The 17,235-nt window shown below is 73.6% G+C and carries 14 protein-coding genes; 5 read left to right on the top strand and 9 right to left on the bottom strand.

The genetic code is table 11. The features are described from left to right. Positions 1-58: 58 nt before the first annotated feature. The 6 genes from ACZ6KO_RS22495 to ACZ6KO_RS22470 all read right to left on the bottom strand — a co-directional run bounded on the left by ACZ6KO_RS22495 (position 59) and on the right by ACZ6KO_RS22470 (position 7,566). A complete protein-coding gene (locus ACZ6KO_RS22495; RefSeq protein WP_469305794.1) occupies positions 59-1,285 on the bottom strand; it encodes a histidine kinase in 1,227 nt (408 codons plus the stop codon). After that, on the bottom strand, positions 1,282-3,021 hold the full coding sequence (locus tag ACZ6KO_RS22490) for a sodium/solute symporter (protein ID WP_469305793.1): 1,740 nt from the start codon (positions 3,019-3,021) through the stop codon (positions 1,282-1,284). Before ACZ6KO_RS22490 ends, ACZ6KO_RS22495 begins: the two co-directional genes overlap by 4 nt. A gap of 658 nt (positions 3,022-3,679) precedes the next feature. Continuing rightward, positions 3,680-3,955: a hypothetical protein gene (locus tag ACZ6KO_RS22485; RefSeq protein WP_469305792.1), complete on the bottom strand. Its 276-nt coding sequence runs from the start codon at positions 3,953-3,955 to the stop codon at positions 3,680-3,682. Positions 3,956-4,512: 557 nt separating this feature from the next. Further along, positions 4,513-5,340: a LytR/AlgR family response regulator transcription factor gene (locus tag ACZ6KO_RS22480; protein ID WP_469305791.1), complete on the bottom strand. Its 828-nt coding sequence runs from the start codon at positions 5,338-5,340 to the stop codon at positions 4,513-4,515. 161 nt (positions 5,341-5,501) lie between these two features. Then, positions 5,502-6,440: an SCO0930 family lipoprotein gene (locus ACZ6KO_RS22475; protein ID WP_469305790.1), complete on the bottom strand. Its 939-nt coding sequence runs from the start codon at positions 6,438-6,440 to the stop codon at positions 5,502-5,504. Between the two features lie 115 nt (positions 6,441-6,555). Then, on the bottom strand, positions 6,556-7,566 hold the full coding sequence (locus ACZ6KO_RS22470) for a GDSL-type esterase/lipase family protein (RefSeq protein WP_469305789.1): 1,011 nt from the start codon (positions 7,564-7,566) through the stop codon (positions 6,556-6,558). Between the two features lie 383 nt (positions 7,567-7,949). Between ACZ6KO_RS22470 and ACZ6KO_RS22465 the strand changes: the two genes are divergently transcribed. The 5 genes from ACZ6KO_RS22465 to ACZ6KO_RS22445 all read left to right on the top strand — a co-directional run bounded on the left by ACZ6KO_RS22465 (position 7,950) and on the right by ACZ6KO_RS22445 (position 13,548). Beyond that, on the top strand, positions 7,950-9,422 hold the full coding sequence (locus tag ACZ6KO_RS22465) for an amino acid permease (RefSeq protein ID WP_469305788.1): 1,473 nt from the start codon (positions 7,950-7,952) through the stop codon (positions 9,420-9,422). 10 nt (positions 9,423-9,432) lie between these two features. Beyond that, positions 9,433-9,888 (top strand): Lrp/AsnC family transcriptional regulator, encoded by a 456-nt coding sequence (locus ACZ6KO_RS22460; RefSeq protein WP_007262967.1) that lies wholly within the window; start codon positions 9,433-9,435, stop codon positions 9,886-9,888. Positions 9,889-10,071: 183 nt separating this feature from the next. Then, on the top strand, positions 10,072-10,815 hold the full coding sequence (locus ACZ6KO_RS22455) for an SAM-dependent methyltransferase (RefSeq protein WP_469305787.1): 744 nt from the start codon (positions 10,072-10,074) through the stop codon (positions 10,813-10,815). 143 nt (positions 10,816-10,958) lie between these two features. Then, positions 10,959-11,759 (top strand): carbon-nitrogen hydrolase family protein, encoded by an 801-nt coding sequence (locus ACZ6KO_RS22450; RefSeq protein WP_469305786.1) that lies wholly within the window; start codon positions 10,959-10,961, stop codon positions 11,757-11,759. Positions 11,760-11,850: 91 nt separating this feature from the next. After that, on the top strand, positions 11,851-13,548 hold the full coding sequence (locus ACZ6KO_RS22445) for a flavin monoamine oxidase family protein (protein WP_469305785.1): 1,698 nt from the start codon (positions 11,851-11,853) through the stop codon (positions 13,546-13,548). Between the two features lie 108 nt (positions 13,549-13,656). Here ACZ6KO_RS22445 and ACZ6KO_RS22440 read toward each other — a convergent pair whose 3' ends face one another. The 3 genes from ACZ6KO_RS22440 to ACZ6KO_RS22430 form a co-directional block, all read right to left on the bottom strand. Beyond that, positions 13,657-14,310 (bottom strand): DUF5995 family protein, encoded by a 654-nt coding sequence (locus ACZ6KO_RS22440; protein WP_469305784.1) that lies wholly within the window; start codon positions 14,308-14,310, stop codon positions 13,657-13,659. A gap of 75 nt (positions 14,311-14,385) precedes the next feature. Continuing rightward, a complete protein-coding gene (locus ACZ6KO_RS22435) occupies positions 14,386-15,885 on the bottom strand; it encodes a uracil-xanthine permease family protein (protein WP_469305783.1) in 1,500 nt (499 codons plus the stop codon). Positions 15,886-15,954: 69 nt separating this feature from the next. Beyond that, positions 15,955-17,208, bottom strand: coding sequence for an MFS transporter (locus ACZ6KO_RS22430; protein WP_469305782.1), 1,254 nt, complete (start codon positions 17,206-17,208; stop codon positions 15,955-15,957). Between the last annotated feature and the right edge of the window lie 27 nt (positions 17,209-17,235).

Here is a 17,235-nt window from a genome sequence, read left to right as displayed (position 1 = left end):
GCTGCCCACCGGGCAGTCCGATGGTTTCCCGCCCACACGGCCGGGCGGCCGCCGTGGTTCACTTCCCGGCCGCCGGACCCGACGAGTACACACCCGCGCGGTACTTGGGGATCCGCATGGTGATCTTCATCCCCGCACCGACCCCGGTCTCGATCACCAGCCCGTAGGCGTCGCCGTACACCTGCCGCATCCGCTCGTCGACGTTCGGCAGCCCGATCCCCGACGACGACCCCGTCCGTTCCCCGGCCAGGATCCGCCGCAGCAGCGCCGGGTCCATCCCGACCCCGTTGTCCTCGATGGTCAGCGCGGCCTCGGAGCCCGCGTCCCGCGCCGCGATCGTGATCCGGCACTCCTGCGTGGAGTCCTCCAGCCCGTGCTTGACCGCGTTCTCCACCAGCGGCTGGAGGCACAGGAACGGCAGCGCCACCGGCAGCACCTCCGGCGCCACCTGGAGGGTCACCTTCAGCCGGTCCCCGAACCGCGCCCCGGCCAGCGCCAGGTACTGCTCGACCGAGCGCAACTCCTCGGCCAGCGTGGTGAAGTCACCGTGCCGGCGGAAGGAGTAGCGCGTGAAGTCCGCGAACTCCAGCAGCAGGTCCCGGGCCCGCTCCGGGTCCGTCCGTACGAACGAGGCGATCGCGGCGAGCGAGTTGAAGATGAAGTGCGGGGAGATCTGCGCCCGCAGCGCCTTGATCTCCGCCTCCATCAGCCGGGTCCGCGAGCGGTCCAGCTCCGACAGCTCCAGCTGGACGGACACCCACCGCGCGACCTCCGTCGCCGCCCGCACCAGCACCGCCGACTCCCGCGAGCCGTACGCGACGAGCGCCCCCAGCACCCCGTCCTCGCCCGTCAGTGGGGCGATCACCGCCCACTTCAGCGGGCAGTCCGGCCGCTGGCACTCCGTGCGTACGCTCTGGCTGCGCCCGGACCCCAGCATGTCGGTCACCCGCGCCATCGCCCGCCGCACGTGGTGGTCGGCGCCCGGTCCGTCCCAGGCCAGCACCGACTCCCGGTCGGTCACGCACAGCGCCTCGGTGCCCAGCAGCGACCGCAGCCGCTTCGCCGCCTTGCGCGCGGCGTCCTCCGTCAGCCCGGCGCGCAGCGGGGGCGCGGCCAGCGAGGCGGTGTGCAGGGTGTGGAAGGTGGCCCGCTCCACGGGCGTGCCCAGGTCCAGGGCGCCGGTGCGTTCGCCGCGGTGCGCGTGCCGGCGGCCCAGCGCGAACCCGGCGAGCAGCGCCATCAGCACCGCCACCACCGCGGCCGCGGTCAGCCCCGGCCCGCTCATCGCCCGCCCCCGGACGCGGTCGCCGGGTGCGCCGTCAGGTCCTCCGGCAGGTGCAGCCGGGTCAGCGTCGCCGCCGTGCCGGGCGGTATCCGCGAGCGGGTCGCCAGCGACACCAGCACCATGGTCAGGAAGCCCAGCGGCACCGACCAGGCCGCCGGCCACGCCAGCAGCGTGTTCACCCAGCCCGCCGGCGCCAGCCCGCCCCGGGTCGCCAGCACCGCGCTCAGCGCCGCCCCGCCGCCCGTGACCAGCCCGGCCACCGCGCCGGGCGGGGTCAGCCCGCGCCACCAGATGCCGAGCACCAGCAGCGGACAGAACGACGACGCCGACACCGCGAAGGCCAGCCCCACCGCGTCCGCGACCGGCACCGCGGTCGTCGCGATGCTGCCGGCGAGCGGCACCAGCATCGCCAGCAGCGCGGCGAACCGGAACGTCCGTACCCCGCGCGTCGGCAGCACGTCCTGGTGCAGCACCCCGGCCACCGCCATGGTCAGCCCGGACGCCGTCGACAGGAACGCGGCGAACGCCCCGCCCGCCAGCAGCGCGCCCAGCAGATCGCCGGCCGCCCCGCCGACCATCCGCTCCGGCAGGACCAGCGCGGCGGCGTCCGCGTCGCCGGTCAGCGCCAGCTCCGGTGTGTAGATCCGGCCGAGTACGCCGTACACCGGCGGCAGCAGGTAGAACGAGCCGACCAGCCCGAGCACGACGAGGGTGGTACGGCGCGCCGCCCGGCCGTTGGGGCTCGTGTAGAAGCGGACCGCCACGTGCGGCAGCCCCATCGTTCCCAGGAAGGTGGCCAGGATGAGGCCGTACGTCGCGTACAGCCGGTAGCCGCCCTGGTCGCCGGAGAGCGGCTGCGACCAGCTGGACACACCCATGCCGGCGCCCGGCCGGGTCTGCGGGACCGGCGTGCCGGGCAGGAACTCCAGCCGGGCGTGCGCCTGGACGCCGTGCTGCCCGGTGGCGAGGGTGACCACCTCGTCGTCGTACGCCCGTCCGTCGACGCGGCCGGTCACGGTCAGCGTGAGCGGGGCGTCGAGGGAGATCCGTACGTCGTCGGCGAGCGTGACCGTGGTGTGCTCGCGGAAGACGGCGCCGGCGTCGAAGGTGGCGCGGGGCGCGCCGTCGCCGGCCCAGGCGGCGAGCAGGAAGAACGCGGGGACGAGCAGTGCGGTGAGCTTGAGCCAGTACTGGAAGGCCTGGACGAAGGTGATGCTGCGCATGCCGCCGGCGGCGACGGCGCCGGTGACGACGAGGGCGACGACCACGCCGCCGACCCACTCGGGCGCGCCGGTGAGGATCTGCAGGGTCAGCCCGGCGCCCTGGAGTTGCGGCAGCAGGTACAGCCAGCCGACGCCGACGACGAACAGCACGGCGATCCGGCGCACGGCCTGCGACTCCAGGCGGGCCTCGGCGAAGTCGGGCAGCGTGTACGCCCCCGAGCGGCGCAGGGGCGCGGCGACGAGGACGAGGAGCACGAGGTATCCGGCGGTGTACCCGACCGGGTACCAGAGCATCTCGGGCCCCTGGAGCATCACCAGCCCCGCGATCCCGAGGAAGGAGGCGGCGGAGAGGTACTCCCCGCTGATCGCGGCGGCGTTGAGGCGGGGGCCGACGGTGCGGGAGGCGACGTAGAAGTCGGAGGTGGTCCGGGAGATGCGCAGCCCGAGCGCGCCGACGAGGACGGTGGCCAGGACGACGACGGTGACCGCGGTCAGCGCGTACGTCTGGTTCACAGGGCGTGTCCTTCGGGGCGGGGGAGGGTGACGGGAGTCTACGCAGCGCCCCCCGCCCCACAACAGGCACGTTTCGGCGAACCCGTGCCCAACCCCGGGGCCCCCGCGCCTTGATCGCAGGCGGGCCGGTTCGGGGCCCCGGCGGCCCCGGAGGCCGCCCGGTGGCCCCGGCTCGCGGGGTTCCGCCCCCGTGCCTCGATCGTCGGCGGGCTGGTTCAGGTGCCCGGCGGCGGCGAAGGGTCGCCCGGTGGGCCCAGCTCGCGGGTTCCGCCCCCGGGCCCTTTCCTGGACTCGGTTCCGGGGGTACCTCCCGCGCCTCGACCGCCTGTGGGGCCGGTTCGGGTGCGCGGTGGCGGCGCCGGAGGGTCGCTCGGTGGGCCCGGCTGGCGGGGCTCCGCCCCCGCGCTTTCCCGGACTCGGTTCCGGGGGTACCTCCAGCGCCTCACATGCCGGAGGGGCTTGAAGGCTCGCGCGGCGTTCGAGTGCACGGGCGCGGAGCGCCGTCGAGGGGTCCGGGGGCGGAGCACCCGCCCGGCCCCGCCGGCGTTCGGGGTATGCGGGGTCCCCGGACTCCGTTCGGGGGAGGGTCCGGGGCGGGGCCCCGGTTCCGGGAAGGGGCGGGGTGGGGGAAGAGGCCCCGCGCAGCGGGACGCCGGCGTCACACCACCGGGTCGCGATGTTCCGTGCAGTCGCGCAGCGCGATCTCCAGCTCCACGTACGACTCCTCGGCCCGCCGGAACGCCAGCGTCAGCGATGCCGCGGCCCTCGGCGGCAGATGCCTCCGCGACGCCGTGCCCACCTCGTCCAGCACATCGGCCCACCGCGCGGCGGCGCTCCGCAGCCGGGCCAGCAGGACCTCGGCCTCGGCCGGGCCGGCCGGCCGGGTCCGGGGCAGTCCGCTCAGCGCGTCGAGCAGCGCCTGGATTTCGGACATCTCGCTCCTCCCGCCCGGAAGATCCACGATACGGCCGCCCCGCCTCGCCGACAGACGTCCGCGACGGCCGGTGCGGCCGGTGGCGGGGTTGGAGCGACGAACGGTCCGCCGGACGGTCCTGCGGCCCACGGCCGCCGCCAGCCCCGCCAGGCCCGCTGGGCCCGGAACGCCCGCCAGGCCCGTCGGGCCCGGAACGCCCGCCGGGCCCGGGAGGCCCGGAGCTCCCGCCAGGCCCGTCGGGCTCGGGCACGCCCGCAGCGCCCGGGTGGCCCGGCAGGACGGGCATGCCCGTCGGGTCCGGGTGGCCCGCTGGGCTCGGGTGGCCCGGCAGGACGGGCATGCCCGTCGGGCCCAGAACGCCCGCCGGGCCAGGGTGGCCTGGAACACCCGGCGTGCTCGCCCGGCCCGTCGGGCTCGGGCACGCCCGTCGGGCCCGGAACGCCCGCCAGGCCCCTCGGGCCCGGGAGGCCGTACCGGGCCTGGGTGGCTCGCCGCGCCCGCCCGGCCCGGGAGGGCCCGTAGCTTGCCGCGCCCGGCGGGCGGCGGCCGGTGTGGGGTCAGCCCGTGGCCTGGCGCATCAGCAGGTCACGCAGCTCCCGCGCATGCCGCCGGCTGACCTGAAGCTCCGCCGACCCCACCCGCACGCTCGTCGTCCCGGCGTCCAGCCGCAGTTCGTCGATCCGGCCCAGCGCCACCAGGTGCCGGCGGTGGATCCGTACGAAACCGCGCGCCGCCCACCGTTCCTCCAGCGTCGACAGCGGGATCCGTACCAGGTGGCTGCCCTCGTCCGTGTACAGCCGGGCGTAGTCGCCCTGGGCCTCGACGTACGCGATGTCGGCGATCGCCACGAACCGGGTCACACCGCCGAGTTCGACCGCGATCTGATCCGGTGTCCGGTCCGTGTACGTCACCACCGGGGGCACCGCCTGCCGCAACGGCGGCGCCACGGGCGGCAGCGGGCCCGCGGTCCGCGCCGGATCCTCCGCCGCCGGCTGCCCCAGCTGCGCGCAGACCCGGCGCACCGCCTCCGCCAGCCGCTCCGGCCGTACCGGCTTCAGCACGTAGTCCACCGCCTTGAGGTCGAAGGCCTGGACCGCGAATCCCTCGTGCGCGGTGACGAACACGATCAGCGGCGGCCGTGCGAAGCCCGCCAGCAGCCGGGCGATGTCCAGCCCGGTCAGTCCGGCCATGTGGATGTCGAGGAAGACGACGTCGATCCCGTCGGCCCCCTCCGGGCCGGTCTCCAGCGCCCGCGTCACCCGCCGCAGCGCCTCCGTGGCGTCCGAGGCACCCTCCGCGCTGCGCACCCGGGGGTCGGAGCGCAGCAGGTACAGGAGCTCCTCCAGGAGCGGTTTCTCGTCGTCCACGGCCAGTACGCGCAGCATGGGACGGAGTCTAGGCGTCCGCCGGGACCCCGCCCAGGGTCGCTTTCACGCCGGGCGGAGGGCCGCCCACAGCACGGCCAACGCCGCCGTCCGCCGGGATTGCGCGGCCCCCTGGGGGAGGGGTGAAGGGGGCCGCGCGGTCATGAGGGGCGTCGTACCGGCTACTGGGCGGTGATCAGCTTGCCCTCGGGCGACACCGCGTACCACGTGCCGCCCACGCCCTGCCCGTTGATGTCGCCCGGCTTCTTGTCGTTGGCGAACGTGTAGACCGGCCAGCAGTCGATGGTCTGCTGCTTCTTGCCGTCCGGACGGTCCAGCACCAGGTAGTTCTTCTGCGTGATGCCCTTGGTGTTCGCCTTGTCCACCGGCTCCACCACCGGCCACTTCACCAGGCAGTCGCCCACGCACTTGGACACCATCGGCCACGCGGTGTCCGGCTTGAACCGGTAGACCGTCATGCCGTTCTTGTCCACGACGTGCTCGCCCAGCTTCGGGTCCTTGCGCACCGACAGCCCCGGCTGCCCGGCCGGCGCCTCGCCGCCGGCGCCACCGGCCGCCGCCTTCTCCGCCTTCTTGCCGTCGGGCGCGAGCGCGAACCAGGTCCCGCCGACGCCCTGCCCCTTGGTCTCGCCCGGCGCGGTGTCCTTCGCGAAGCGGTACGCCGGCCAGCCGGCCACCGTCAGCTGCTTGCTGCCGTCGGTGCGCACCACCTCGCCCAGCAGCGAGGCGTCCATGCCCGCGGCCGCCTGCACGTCGCCCGCCGGGACCGGCGGCCAGGCCTTGGCGCAGTCGCCGTCGCAGTTGGACTTCGGCGGCTTCGCCGTGTCCTTGTCGAAGCGGTAGAGCGTGAAACCGGCGCCGTCGGTCAGGACCTGCCCCAGCGTCTCGTTCTGCGCGATCTTGAGCTCGCCGCCCGCCTTCGCGGCCCCGGCGTCGCCGGAGCCGTACCCGTCGGCCGCGGGAGCCTCCGCGGGAGCGGCGGCTCCGGCGCCGACCGCCCTGGCACCGTCACCCGCCCCGTCCTTCGTGCCGCACGCCGTCGCCGTCAGGACGACGGCGATCGCGACGGCCGCGAGGGAAGTTCCGCGCATCTTGCTCATGTTGATCTCCCACGTGTGATCCGTGTCGCCGCGCCGTCAGGGGGCGGGCAACTGTGCGGATGACACGCCCTGTTGGACGGGATCTGTTCAACGCCGCCGGTGTGGGGTGGTTCACTCACCCGCCGGTGAACCCGGCCCGCCGCAGCGCCGTGGCCACAGACAGGCCCAGGATCTCGTGCCCCGCGTCGTTGGGGTGCAGCCCGTCCGCGAGGTGCTCCGGTCCCAGCAGGTCCCGGCCCGGCAGCAGCGCCAGCCGGCCGTCCCCGGCCGCGACCCGGTCCGTCACCGCCCGCTCCATCGCGTCGCGCAGCGCCCCGAGCGTGGCCCCCAGCTTGTTGGGGGTGCGCTCGGCATCGGGGCGCAGCACGGGGGAGAGCAGCAGCAGCGGGGTGCGCGGATGCCCCTGGCGGACCAGCTCGACGAACGCGCGGGTGGTCTCGTACAGCAGCGGCGCCGAATACGGCACCCGCGACCAGCAGTTGGTGCCGAACGCCAGCGTGAGGACATCGGCCGGCAGCCCCGCGAGCTGCTCGGCGACGGCCAGTTCGCCGCGCGCGGCCCCCGCGTAGCCGAGGTTGACGGTGTCCCAGCCCAGCGCCCGGCCGGCGACCGCGGGCCAGCCGTGGGCGGGCCGGGTCGACCACCAGCCCTCGGTGATGGAGTCGCCGTGCACCACCCAGCGCGGGGCGGCCGGGGCGGGCGCGACCGGGCCGCCCATCCCGCGCACCCCGAGGATGAGCGGGGACTGGGTCTCGGGCGGATGGACGGTGTACGGGCCGCGGCCGGGCGGCAGCGCGATGCGGACGACGGCCTCCGCGGCCGGCTCGGTGATCACCTCCGTGACCAGCCCGGCCCGGTCCCACAGCGCGAAGGCGTGCGCGAGGTCGCGCAGCGCGTCGGTGGGACCGGGCACCGTCGCCCGGTAGCGGATCTCCACCGCGTACGCCGGCGGGGGAGCGGTGAACTCCAGCCGCACCCCGATCGGCAGGGTGGCCCGCTCCCCGGTGTCCCAGGGCAGCCGCATGGTGTCGGCCGGGTCGGCCCGTACCGCGCGGCCCTTGTCCAGCCAGGCCACCCCGCGCAGGAACGGTCCCGGATCCAGCCAGCGTTCGTCGCCCTCGCTCACGTGTCGCCTCCGATCGACCGTGTTCCACCCCTACCGCGCTACCCCGCGCGGCCCGGTTCCACCGGGTCCGTGGCAGGGGCACGCTGCGACAGATCTGACGAAGTGTCAAGAACGGTGGCGCAGGGTGACCGCGCAGCGATCGATCAACCCCGCGCAACAAACGGCCATCACGGACAGATCCGTGCAACGATCGTGCGCGAATATGCAAGGATGGTGCATTACGGGCGGGAACCCCTAGCCCCTAGGCTCACTCGCTGTACGTGGAGTGGCGAGACCGTCTGCTCGGCGGTCTCCCCTGCACAGGCCTGCACAGGCCCGCTCCTGCTCGGAACCGCTGCGGTCGATGCCTTACCCCCGATCCGCAGTGTCAAAGGAGTCCCCTCGTGCTGGACCACGGCCAGGCGCCACCGCTCACCTCGCGGCCTGCCCACCCGCTGCTTCGCCGCAAGCCCGTCGAGCGCCTCGTCGACGAGGCAGGCCAGGGCGAGGGCGGTGCGCTCAAGCGCTCCCTCACCATGTGGCAGCTGACCATGATCAGCATCGGCGCGACGCTGGGCACCGGCATCTTCGTCGTCCTCGGCTCGGCCACCCCGGTCGCCGGCCCGGCCGTCTGGATCGCCTTCATCGTGGCCGGTCTGACCGCCCTGTTCTCGGCCCTGTCCTACGCCGAGCTGGCCGGCTCGATCCCGGTCTCCGGCTCCTCGTACTCCTACGCCTACGCCACCATGGGCGAGCTCGTCGCCTGGATCTGCGGCTGGTGCCTGGTCCTGGAGTACGGCGTCTCCGTAGCCGCCGTCGCCGTCGGCTGGGGCCAGTACCTCAACGAGCTGCTCGACGGCACCATCGGGATCACCATCCCCGAGACCTTCTCCGCCCCGCTGGGCGAGGGCGGCTACATCAACATGCCCGCCCTGGTCGTGGTCCTGCTCTGCATGGTCTTCCTGCTGCGCGGTGCCAAGGAGAGCGCCCGGATCAACTCGATCATGGTCGGCGTCAAGATCGTGACGCTGGTCCTGTTCTGCGTCATCGGCTTCATGGGCATCAAGGCCGGCAACTACACCCCGCTGGCCCCGCTCGGCATCACCGCCATCGGCACCGCCGCCTCGATGCTGTTCTTCTCGTACATCGGCTTCGACGCCGCCTCCACCGCCGGTGAGGAGGCCAAGAACCCCAAGCGGGACCTGCCCCGCGCGATCATGCTGTCGCTGCTGATCGTCACCGCCCTGTACTGCCTGGTCGCGTTCGTCGCCGTCGGCGCCATGCCGTGGCAGGACTTCGAGGGCACCGAGGCCGCCCTCGCCCAGATCATGGAGAACGTCACCGGGCACGCCTTCTGGAGCATCGTCCTGGCCGCCGGTGCCGTCGTCGCCATCGCCAGCGTCGTCTTCGCCGTCCTCTACGGCCAGACCCGCATCCTGTTCGCGATGTCCCGCGACGGCCTGGTCCCCAAGGCGTTCGCCAAGGTGGACGAGAAGACCGGCACCCCGCGGATCAACACGGTCATCGTCTGCCTCTTCTGCGCCGTGCTCGCCGCCTTCATCCCGCTGGGCGAGCTCGCCAACGCCACCAGCATCGGCACGCTCTTCGCGTTCGCCCTGGTCAACGCGGCCGTCGTGATCCTGCGCTACACCCGCCCGGACATGAACCGCACCTTCAAGGTCTTCCTCTTCCCGGTCACCCCGATCCTCGGGTTCGTCTGCTGCGCCTACCTCATGTGGGAGCTGCCGTGGATCACCTGGGCGTACTTCGGTGGCTGGATGGTCGCCGGACTCGTGATCTACTTCTTCTACGGAATGCGCCGCTCCAGCCTGGGTCTGTCCGCGCTGGCGGTGGCGGAGGAACTGACAGATAAGTGATCCACGCCCCGTGCGACTGAACGATCTCGACGAACGCATCGTGCACGCCCTCGCCGAGGACGCCCGCCGCTCCTACGCGGACATCGGCTCCGAGGTCGGGCTCTCCGCCCCGGCGGTCAAGCGCCGGGTGGACCGGCTGCGCGCCGAAGGCGCGATCACCGGCTTCACGGTCCGGGTGGACCCGGCCGCCATGGGCTGGGAGACCGAGGGCTTCATCGAGATCTACTGTCGGCACAACACCTCGCCGGACGACATCCGGCGAGGACTGGAGCGATACCCCGAGGTGGTGTCCGCGTCGACCGTCACCGGCGACGCGGACGCCCTCGTCCAGGTCTTCGCCTCCGACATGCGCCACTTCGAGAGGGTGCTGGAACGCATCGCCGGCGAACCCTTCGTCGAGCGCACCAAGTCGGTCCTGGTCCTCTCCCCGCTCCTGCGCCGCTTCACCTCGGGCGCCCCGGCCTGACGCACGGCACGCCCCTCCCGGGTCGAGGCGCACCGCGTCCCCGGCCCGGGGCACGGTGCGTCCCTCCGGGCCCGAGGCCCGGCGCCTCCCCCCGGTCCGAGGCGCGCTGCGTCCCTCCGGTCGGGCGGCGTCCGGAAAAAAACCGGGTGCGCGTGGCCGGCGCGGATGGCAGCGTCACCGGCCGTGAACCGTGAAACGATCTCCCGCCTCGCCCACACCCACCACCCCATCGCAGCCCCGGTCGGCGACGCCGCCGTCGACGCGCTGCTGCGCCGCGCCCTCCCGCCCGCCGACCGCGACGCCCGTGTCCTCGACCTCGGCTGCGGCGCCGCCGAGTGGCTCCTGCGGGCCCTCGCCGTGCACCCCGGGGCCCGGGCCGACGGCGTCGACACCTCCGGCGCCGCCCTCGACGCCGCCCGCACCGCGGCCCGCGAGCGGGGCGTCGAGGACCGCCTCGCCCTGCACCACACCCCCGCGGCCGACCACGATCCCGGCCACCGCTACGACCTCGTCCTCAGCGTCGGCGCCACGCACGCCTTCGGCGGCCTCCTGGAGACCCTCGACGCCGCCCACCGCCACCTCGCCCCCGGTGGCACCGTCCTCGTCGGCGACGGCTACTGGGAACGGCCGCCCTCCCCGGCCGCCGTCGAGATGCTCGGCGCCGGCGCGGACCTGCCCACCACCCTCGACCTGGTCACCCGCGCCGGCTGGACCCCGGTGTACGGTCACGTCAGCACCCGCGAGGAGCTCGACGACTACGAGTGGTCCTGGACCGGCTCGCTCGCCGGCTGGGCCCTGGACCACCCCGGCGACCCCGACAGCGCCGACGCCCTCGCCGTGGCGACCGCGCACCGAAACGACTGGCTGACGACGTACCGCCCCACCTGGGGTTTCGTCACCCTGGTGCTGCGCCGGACGGCCGGCTGATCACCCCGCACGCAACGAATCGCCGTTGAGCCGCCAGAACGCGCAACGAATCGTTCAGTACCGCGCAACATCGGCGCCTTGTTGCGGCCGGACGGCGAACCGTACCGTCTAAGGACCGCACCCCACCTGCCTCAGAGGTAACCATGCCCCCGCTGCGCACCGCACTCCTCCAGAGCTCCGGACGGCTCGGCGATGTCGCCGAGAACCTGAAGGCGCTCGACGAGGCCGCAGAGCGCGCCGCGCAGCGCGGGGCGGGCCTCCTCGTGACCTCGGAGATGTTCCTCACCGGCTACGCGCTGGAGATCGAGGACGTCGCCCGCCTCGCCGAGCAGGCCGACGGCATGTCCGCCCGCGCCATCGGCGACATCGCCCGCCGCCACGGCCTCGCGGTCCTCTACGGCTACCCCGAGCGCGACGGCGAGAGCGTCTACAACTCCGCCCAGCTCATCGGCCCCGACGGCACGGCGCTGGCGAACTACCGCAAGACCCACCTCTTCGGCTGCTTCGAGCAGGACGCCTTCACCCCCGGCGACACCCCCGTCGTCCAGGCGGACCTGAACGGCCTGCGCATCGGCCTCATGATCTGCTACGACGTCGAGTTCCCCGAGAACGTCCGCGCGCACGCCCTGGCCGGCACCGACCTCCTCCTGGTCCCCACCGCCCAGATGCACCCGTTCCAGTTCGTCGCCGAGCAGCTCGTTCCCGTCCGGGCCTTCGAGAACCAGATGTACATCGCGTACGTCAACCGCACCGGCCCCGAGGGCGAGTTCGAGTTCGTCGGCCTCTCCTGCCTCGCCAGCCCCGACGGCACCACCCGGACCCGCGCCGGCCGCGGCGAGGAGCTGGTCCTCGGCGAGGTGGACCCGCAGCTGCTCGCGGCCTCCCGCGAGAACAACCCCTACCTGCGCGACCGGCGCCCCGGCCTGTACGCCTCCCTGATCTGACCCCGGCGCACCGCGTCACCCCCGCCGCACCGCGCCGGCCCCGCCCGCTTTCCCCTGCCTTCCCCCGCATTACGTGCAAGGAGTCCGCCCCATGACGTCCACGGTGCCCACCACCGCCGTCCCGCACAGCGACGGCCAGCCGCCGATCACCATGTTCGGCCCGGACTTCCCGTACGCCTACGACGACTTCCTCGCCCACCCCGCGGGCCTGGGCCAGGTCCCGGCGACCGAGCACGGCACCGAGGTCGCCGTCATCGGTGGCGGTCTCTCCGGCATCATCTCCGCGTACGAGCTGATGAAGATGGGCCTCAAGCCCGTCGTCTACGAGGCCGACCAGATCGGTGGCCGGCTGCGCACCGTCGGCTTCGAGGGCGCGGGCACCGAGGAGCTGACCGCGGAGATGGGCGCGATGCGCTTCCCGCCGTCCTCCACGGCGCTCCAGCACTACATCGACCTGGTCGGCCTGGTCACGGAGCCCTTCCCGAACCCGCTCGCCGAGTCCACCCCCTCGACGGTGGTCGACCTCAAGGGCGAGACCCACTACGCCGAGACCATCGCCGACCTCCCGCAGATCTACCGCGACGTCGCCGACGCGTGGAACGCCTGCCTGGACGAGGGCGCCGACTTCTCGGACATGAACACCGCGATGCGCGAGCGGGACGTCCCGCGCATCCGCGAGATCTGGGCGAAGCTCGTCGAGAAGCTCGACGACGAGACCTTCTACGGCTTCCTGTGCAAGTCCGAGGCCTTCCAGTCCTTCCGCAAGCGCGAGATATTCGGCCAGGTCGGCTTCGGCACCGGCGGCTGGGACACCGACTTCCCGAACTCCATCCTGGAGATCCTGCGCGTCGTCTACACCGAGGCCGACGACCACCACCGCGGCATCGTCGGCGGCTCCCAGCAGCTGCCGCTGCGCCTGTGGGAGCGCGAGCCCGAGAAGATCGTGCACTGGGCCCAGGGCACCTCGCTGTCCTCCCTGCACGAGGGCGCCCCGCGCCCGGCCGTGACCCGCCTGCACCGCACTGCCGGCAACCGCATCACGGTCACCGACGCCTCCGGCGACATCCGCACCTACCGCGCCGCGATCTTCACGGCCCAGTCCTGGATGCTGCTGTCCAAGATCGCGTGCGACGACTCGCTGTTCCCGATCGACCACTGGACGGCGATCGAGCGCACCCACTACATGGAGTCGTCCAAGCTCTTCGTGCCCGTGGACCGGCCGTTCTGGCTGGACAAGGACGAGCAGACCGGCCGCGACGTCATGTCGATGACGCTGACGGACCGTATGACCCGCGGGACGTACCTGCTGGACAACGGCCCGGACAAGCCGGCCGTGATCTGCCTGTCGTACACCTGGTGCGACGACAGCCTGAAGTGGCTGCCGCTGTCCGCGAGCGAGCGGATGGAGGTCATGCTGAAGTCCCTGGGCGAGATCTACCCCAAGGTCGACATCCGCAGCCACATCATCGGCAACCCGGTCACCGTGTCCTGGGAGAACGAGCCCTACTTCATGGGCGCGTTCAAGGCCAACCTCCCCGGCCACTACCGCTACCAGCGCCGCCTGTTCACCCACTTCATGCAGGACCGGCTGCCCGAGGACAAGCGCGGCATCTTCCTCGCGGGCGACGACATCTCCTGGACCGCGGGCTGGGCCGAAGGCGCCGTCCAGACCGCCCTGAACGCGGTCTGGGGCGTCATGCACCACCTCGGTGGCTCCACCGACTCCACTAACCCGGGCCCGGGCGACGTCTACGACGAGATCGCCCCGGTCGAGCTCCCGGAGGACTGACCTCCCCCGGAGCCCCCGTGACGACGGGCCGTCCCCGCGCGAACATCGCGGCGGGCGGCCCGTTTCCACGTCCCGGGGCCGGTACGCCGGGCAGTCGGCCGCCCCGCGTCAGCCCGTCGGGGTCAGCAGGCAGCGGCTGACCAGGCCGACACCCGCGTCCAGGGAATCCGTGAACTCCTCCGCCAGTTCGGGCAGTTCACGCAGGGTCCACAGCAGACGCGCGCCCGCCCAGGCGCCCGAGCGGGCCCGCTCCAGACTCCACGAGCCCACCAGGTGCGTCAGCGGATCGGCGATCTGCAACAGGTCCGGGCCCGGCATGAGGTCCTCGCGGATGGCCTCCTCCAGAGAGACCAGGGTGTCGCCGACCCGGTCGAAGTCGCCCTCCAGGGCGCCCGGCGCGCAGTCGAGCGAGCGGCAGGCCGCCACCACCGCCAGCGCCAGGTCATGGCCGATGTGGGCGTTGATCCCCGCCAGCGCGTGCTGGAGCGGATGCACGCCCGGGTGGCGCCGGTACTGGAACAGCGGACGCCAGCACGCCGGCGTCCGCCGCCCCCCGTCCGCCGCCTCCACCGCCGCCAGGTACCGCTCGGCGAACCGTACGCTCAGCACCGCCGCCCGGCGCGGCACGGGGAACTCGCCGTGCTCGATCCGGGCGTGCAGCGTCTGCGTCACCGCCAGGTACACCCGGTTGAAGACCGCCACCCCGTCGTGCGCGGGCAGCCGTTCGTCCAGCGCGCGCATCCGCGCGAGCACCGCTTCCATGGGGGCAGGTTCCCAGGCCGCGGCGCCACCGCGGGGAACTTGGCCGCGTGCTTCGCCGGTTCGGGCGAAAGCCGCTCAGGGACGCGTGTCGCGGCCGCCGTCGCCGGGGCCCTCGGGGGAGCCGGCCGGGCCGCCCGGAGCGTCGCCCCGAGCGCCGCCCCGAGCGTCGCCCCGCGCACCGTCCTCCGCCTGCGCCGCCGCCTCCTCCTCGTCGTACGCCGAGGTGCCCGCGTCGAGCAGCGGCTCCTGCCCCTTGAGGTGTGCCGGGGCGAAGAGCCGCAGCGCGTGGTAGCCCGTGATCACCACGATCGTGCCGAGCGCGATCCCGCCCAGCTCGAAGCTGTCGGTGATCTTCAGGCTGACGCCGCCGACGCCGATGATGATGCCCGCCGCCGCCGGCACCAGGTTCAGCGGATTGCGCAGGTCCACGTGCCCGTTGATCCAGATCTGCGCGCCGAGCAGGCCGATCATGCCGTACAGGATCACGGTGATGCCGCCCAGCACCCCGCCGGGGATCGCCGCGACGACCGCGCCGAACTTCGGGCACAGACCGAAGAGCAGCGCGAAGCAGGCCGCCGCCCAGTACGCGGCGGTCGAGTAGACCCGGGTCGCCGCCATCACGCCGATGTTCTCGGAGTACGTGGTGTTCGGCGGGCCGCCCACCGCCGTCGACAGCATCGAGGCCGCGCCGTCCGCCGCGATCGCCGTACCCAGCTTGTCGTCCAGCGGGTCACCGGTCATCTCGCCGACCGCCTTGACGTGCCCGGCGTTCTCCGCGATCAGGGCGATCACCACGGGCAGCGCCACCAGGATCGCCGACCACTCGAAGGCCGGCGCGTGGAAGGACGGCAGCCCGATCCAGTCCGCCTTTCCGACGGCCGACAGGTCCAGCCGCCAATGGTCGACCGCCGCCTCGCCGCCGACCGTGGAGTGGATCTTGCCGAAGACCCGGTCGAGCAGGAACGACAGCCCGTAGCCGAAGACCAGACCGAGGAAGATCGCGATCCGCGACCAGAAACCCCGCAGGCACACCACCGCCGCACCCGTGAACAGCATGGTCAGCAGCGCCGTCCACTGGTCCTGCGGCCAGTACGTCGACGCCGTCACCGGCGCCAGGTTGAAGCCGATCAGCATCACCACCGCACCGGTGACCACCGGCGGCATCGTGGCATGGATGACCCGCGCGCCGAACCGCTGCACCGCGAGCCCCGCCAGGAACAGCGCCGCGCCGACCACGAACACCGCGCCCGTGACCTGCGCGCTGTCCCCGCCGGCCGCCCGGATCGCGGCGGCCACGCCGACGAAGGAGAGCGAACAGCCCAGGTAGGACGGCACCTGCCCGCGCGTCGCGAGCAGGAAGATCATCGTCGCGATGCCGGACATCATGATGGCCAGGTTCGGATCCAGGCCCATCAGGACCGGTGCGACGAAACTCGCGCCGAACATCGCCACCACGTGCTGGGCGCCGAGCCCGGCGGTACGCGGCCACGACAGCCGCTCGTCCGGCCGCACCACCGCCCCGGGGGCGGGGGTCCGCCCGTCTCCGTGCAGGGTCCAGCGCACGCCGAGGCCCATGTTCTACTCCGTTTCGCCGGCGGGTGAGTGGGGGACGATCATCCCGGCCGCGGAACGGCCAGCGTTATATTACGGCTGGATTGCGGCGGGTTCGTCCCGGTTGGCGGTTCCGGCGCTCCCGGCGCCGTCCTCGTCCTTCGTGTCGGTCACCCGCCCGGGCCGCAGCACCGCCGCGCCCACCACCAGGCCGAACGCCAGCAGCGTGACCAGCCCGAAGGACACCACCAGCGAGGTCGCGTCCGCCACCGCGCCGATCGCCGACGGCGCGATCAGCCCCGAGGTGTACGTGATCGTCGCGACGCCCGCGATGGCCTGCGCCGGGGACGGCCCGCTGCGCGCGGCCGCCGCGAACGCGAGCGGCACCACCACCGCCACGCCCAGCCCGATCAGCGCGAAGCCGGCGAGCACGCCCGCGGGCTGCCGCACCAGCACCACCAGCAGCCCGCCGGCCGTCGCCAGGACACCGCCCGCCCGGACCGTGCGCACCGCCCCGAACCGGTCCACCACCCGGTCGCCGGCCAGCCGCGCCCCGGCCATGGTCAGTGCGAACGCGGTGGTGGAGGCGGCCGCAAGGCCCGCGTCCGTGTGCAGGACGTCCCGCAGGTAGACCGCCGACCAGTCCAGGCTCGCACCCTCCGCGAAGACCGCGGCGAAGCCGATCGCGCCGATGAGCAGGGCCGAGCGGGGCGGCAGCGCGAAGTGCGGCGGCGCCTCCTCGCCGGCCGCGCGGCGCAGGTCGAGCACCCCGCGTACGGCGACCAGCCCGGCCGCGGTCAGCACGAGCGCGGCGATCAGGTGGTGCAGCCGGGCGTCGGCGCCGGCGTGCGCGGCGACCGTACCGGCGGCCGAGCCGAGCAGGGCGCCGACGCTCCACATGCCGTGCAGCGAGGACATGATCGAGCGGCCGAGCCGGTTCTCGGTCTCCACGCCGAGCGCGTTCATGGCGACGTCCGACATGCCGGCGGTGGCGCCGTAGACCAGCAGTGCGAGGCAGAGGGTGAGCAGGTTCGGGGCGAGGCCCGGCAGGATCAGCGACAGCGTCCACATCGCCAGCAGCCCGCGCAGCGCGGCGCGGGCGCCGAAGCGGTGGTTGATCCGGCCGGCCAGCGGCATCGCGAGGGCCGCGCCCACGGCGGGAAAGGCGAGCGCGAGCCCGAGGGTGCCGGCGCTGAGCTGGGCGTGCTCCTGGATCCAGGGGATCCGGGTGGCGAAACTGCCGGTGACGGCGCCGTGCGCGCAGAACACGGCGGCGATGGCGAACCGGGCGCGGCGCAGGCGCTGGGGAGTGGGATCGGGGGCTGGGGCAGGCAGGGCGGCTGTCATGAGCGCTAAACTATCAGGGAGCCTGCC

It is taken from the genome of Streptomyces sp. NPDC042102 (genome assembly GCF_055582305.1).
The sequence above is the reverse complement of the archived record's forward strand: the minus strand, read 5'-3'. Positions and strand labels throughout refer to the sequence as shown.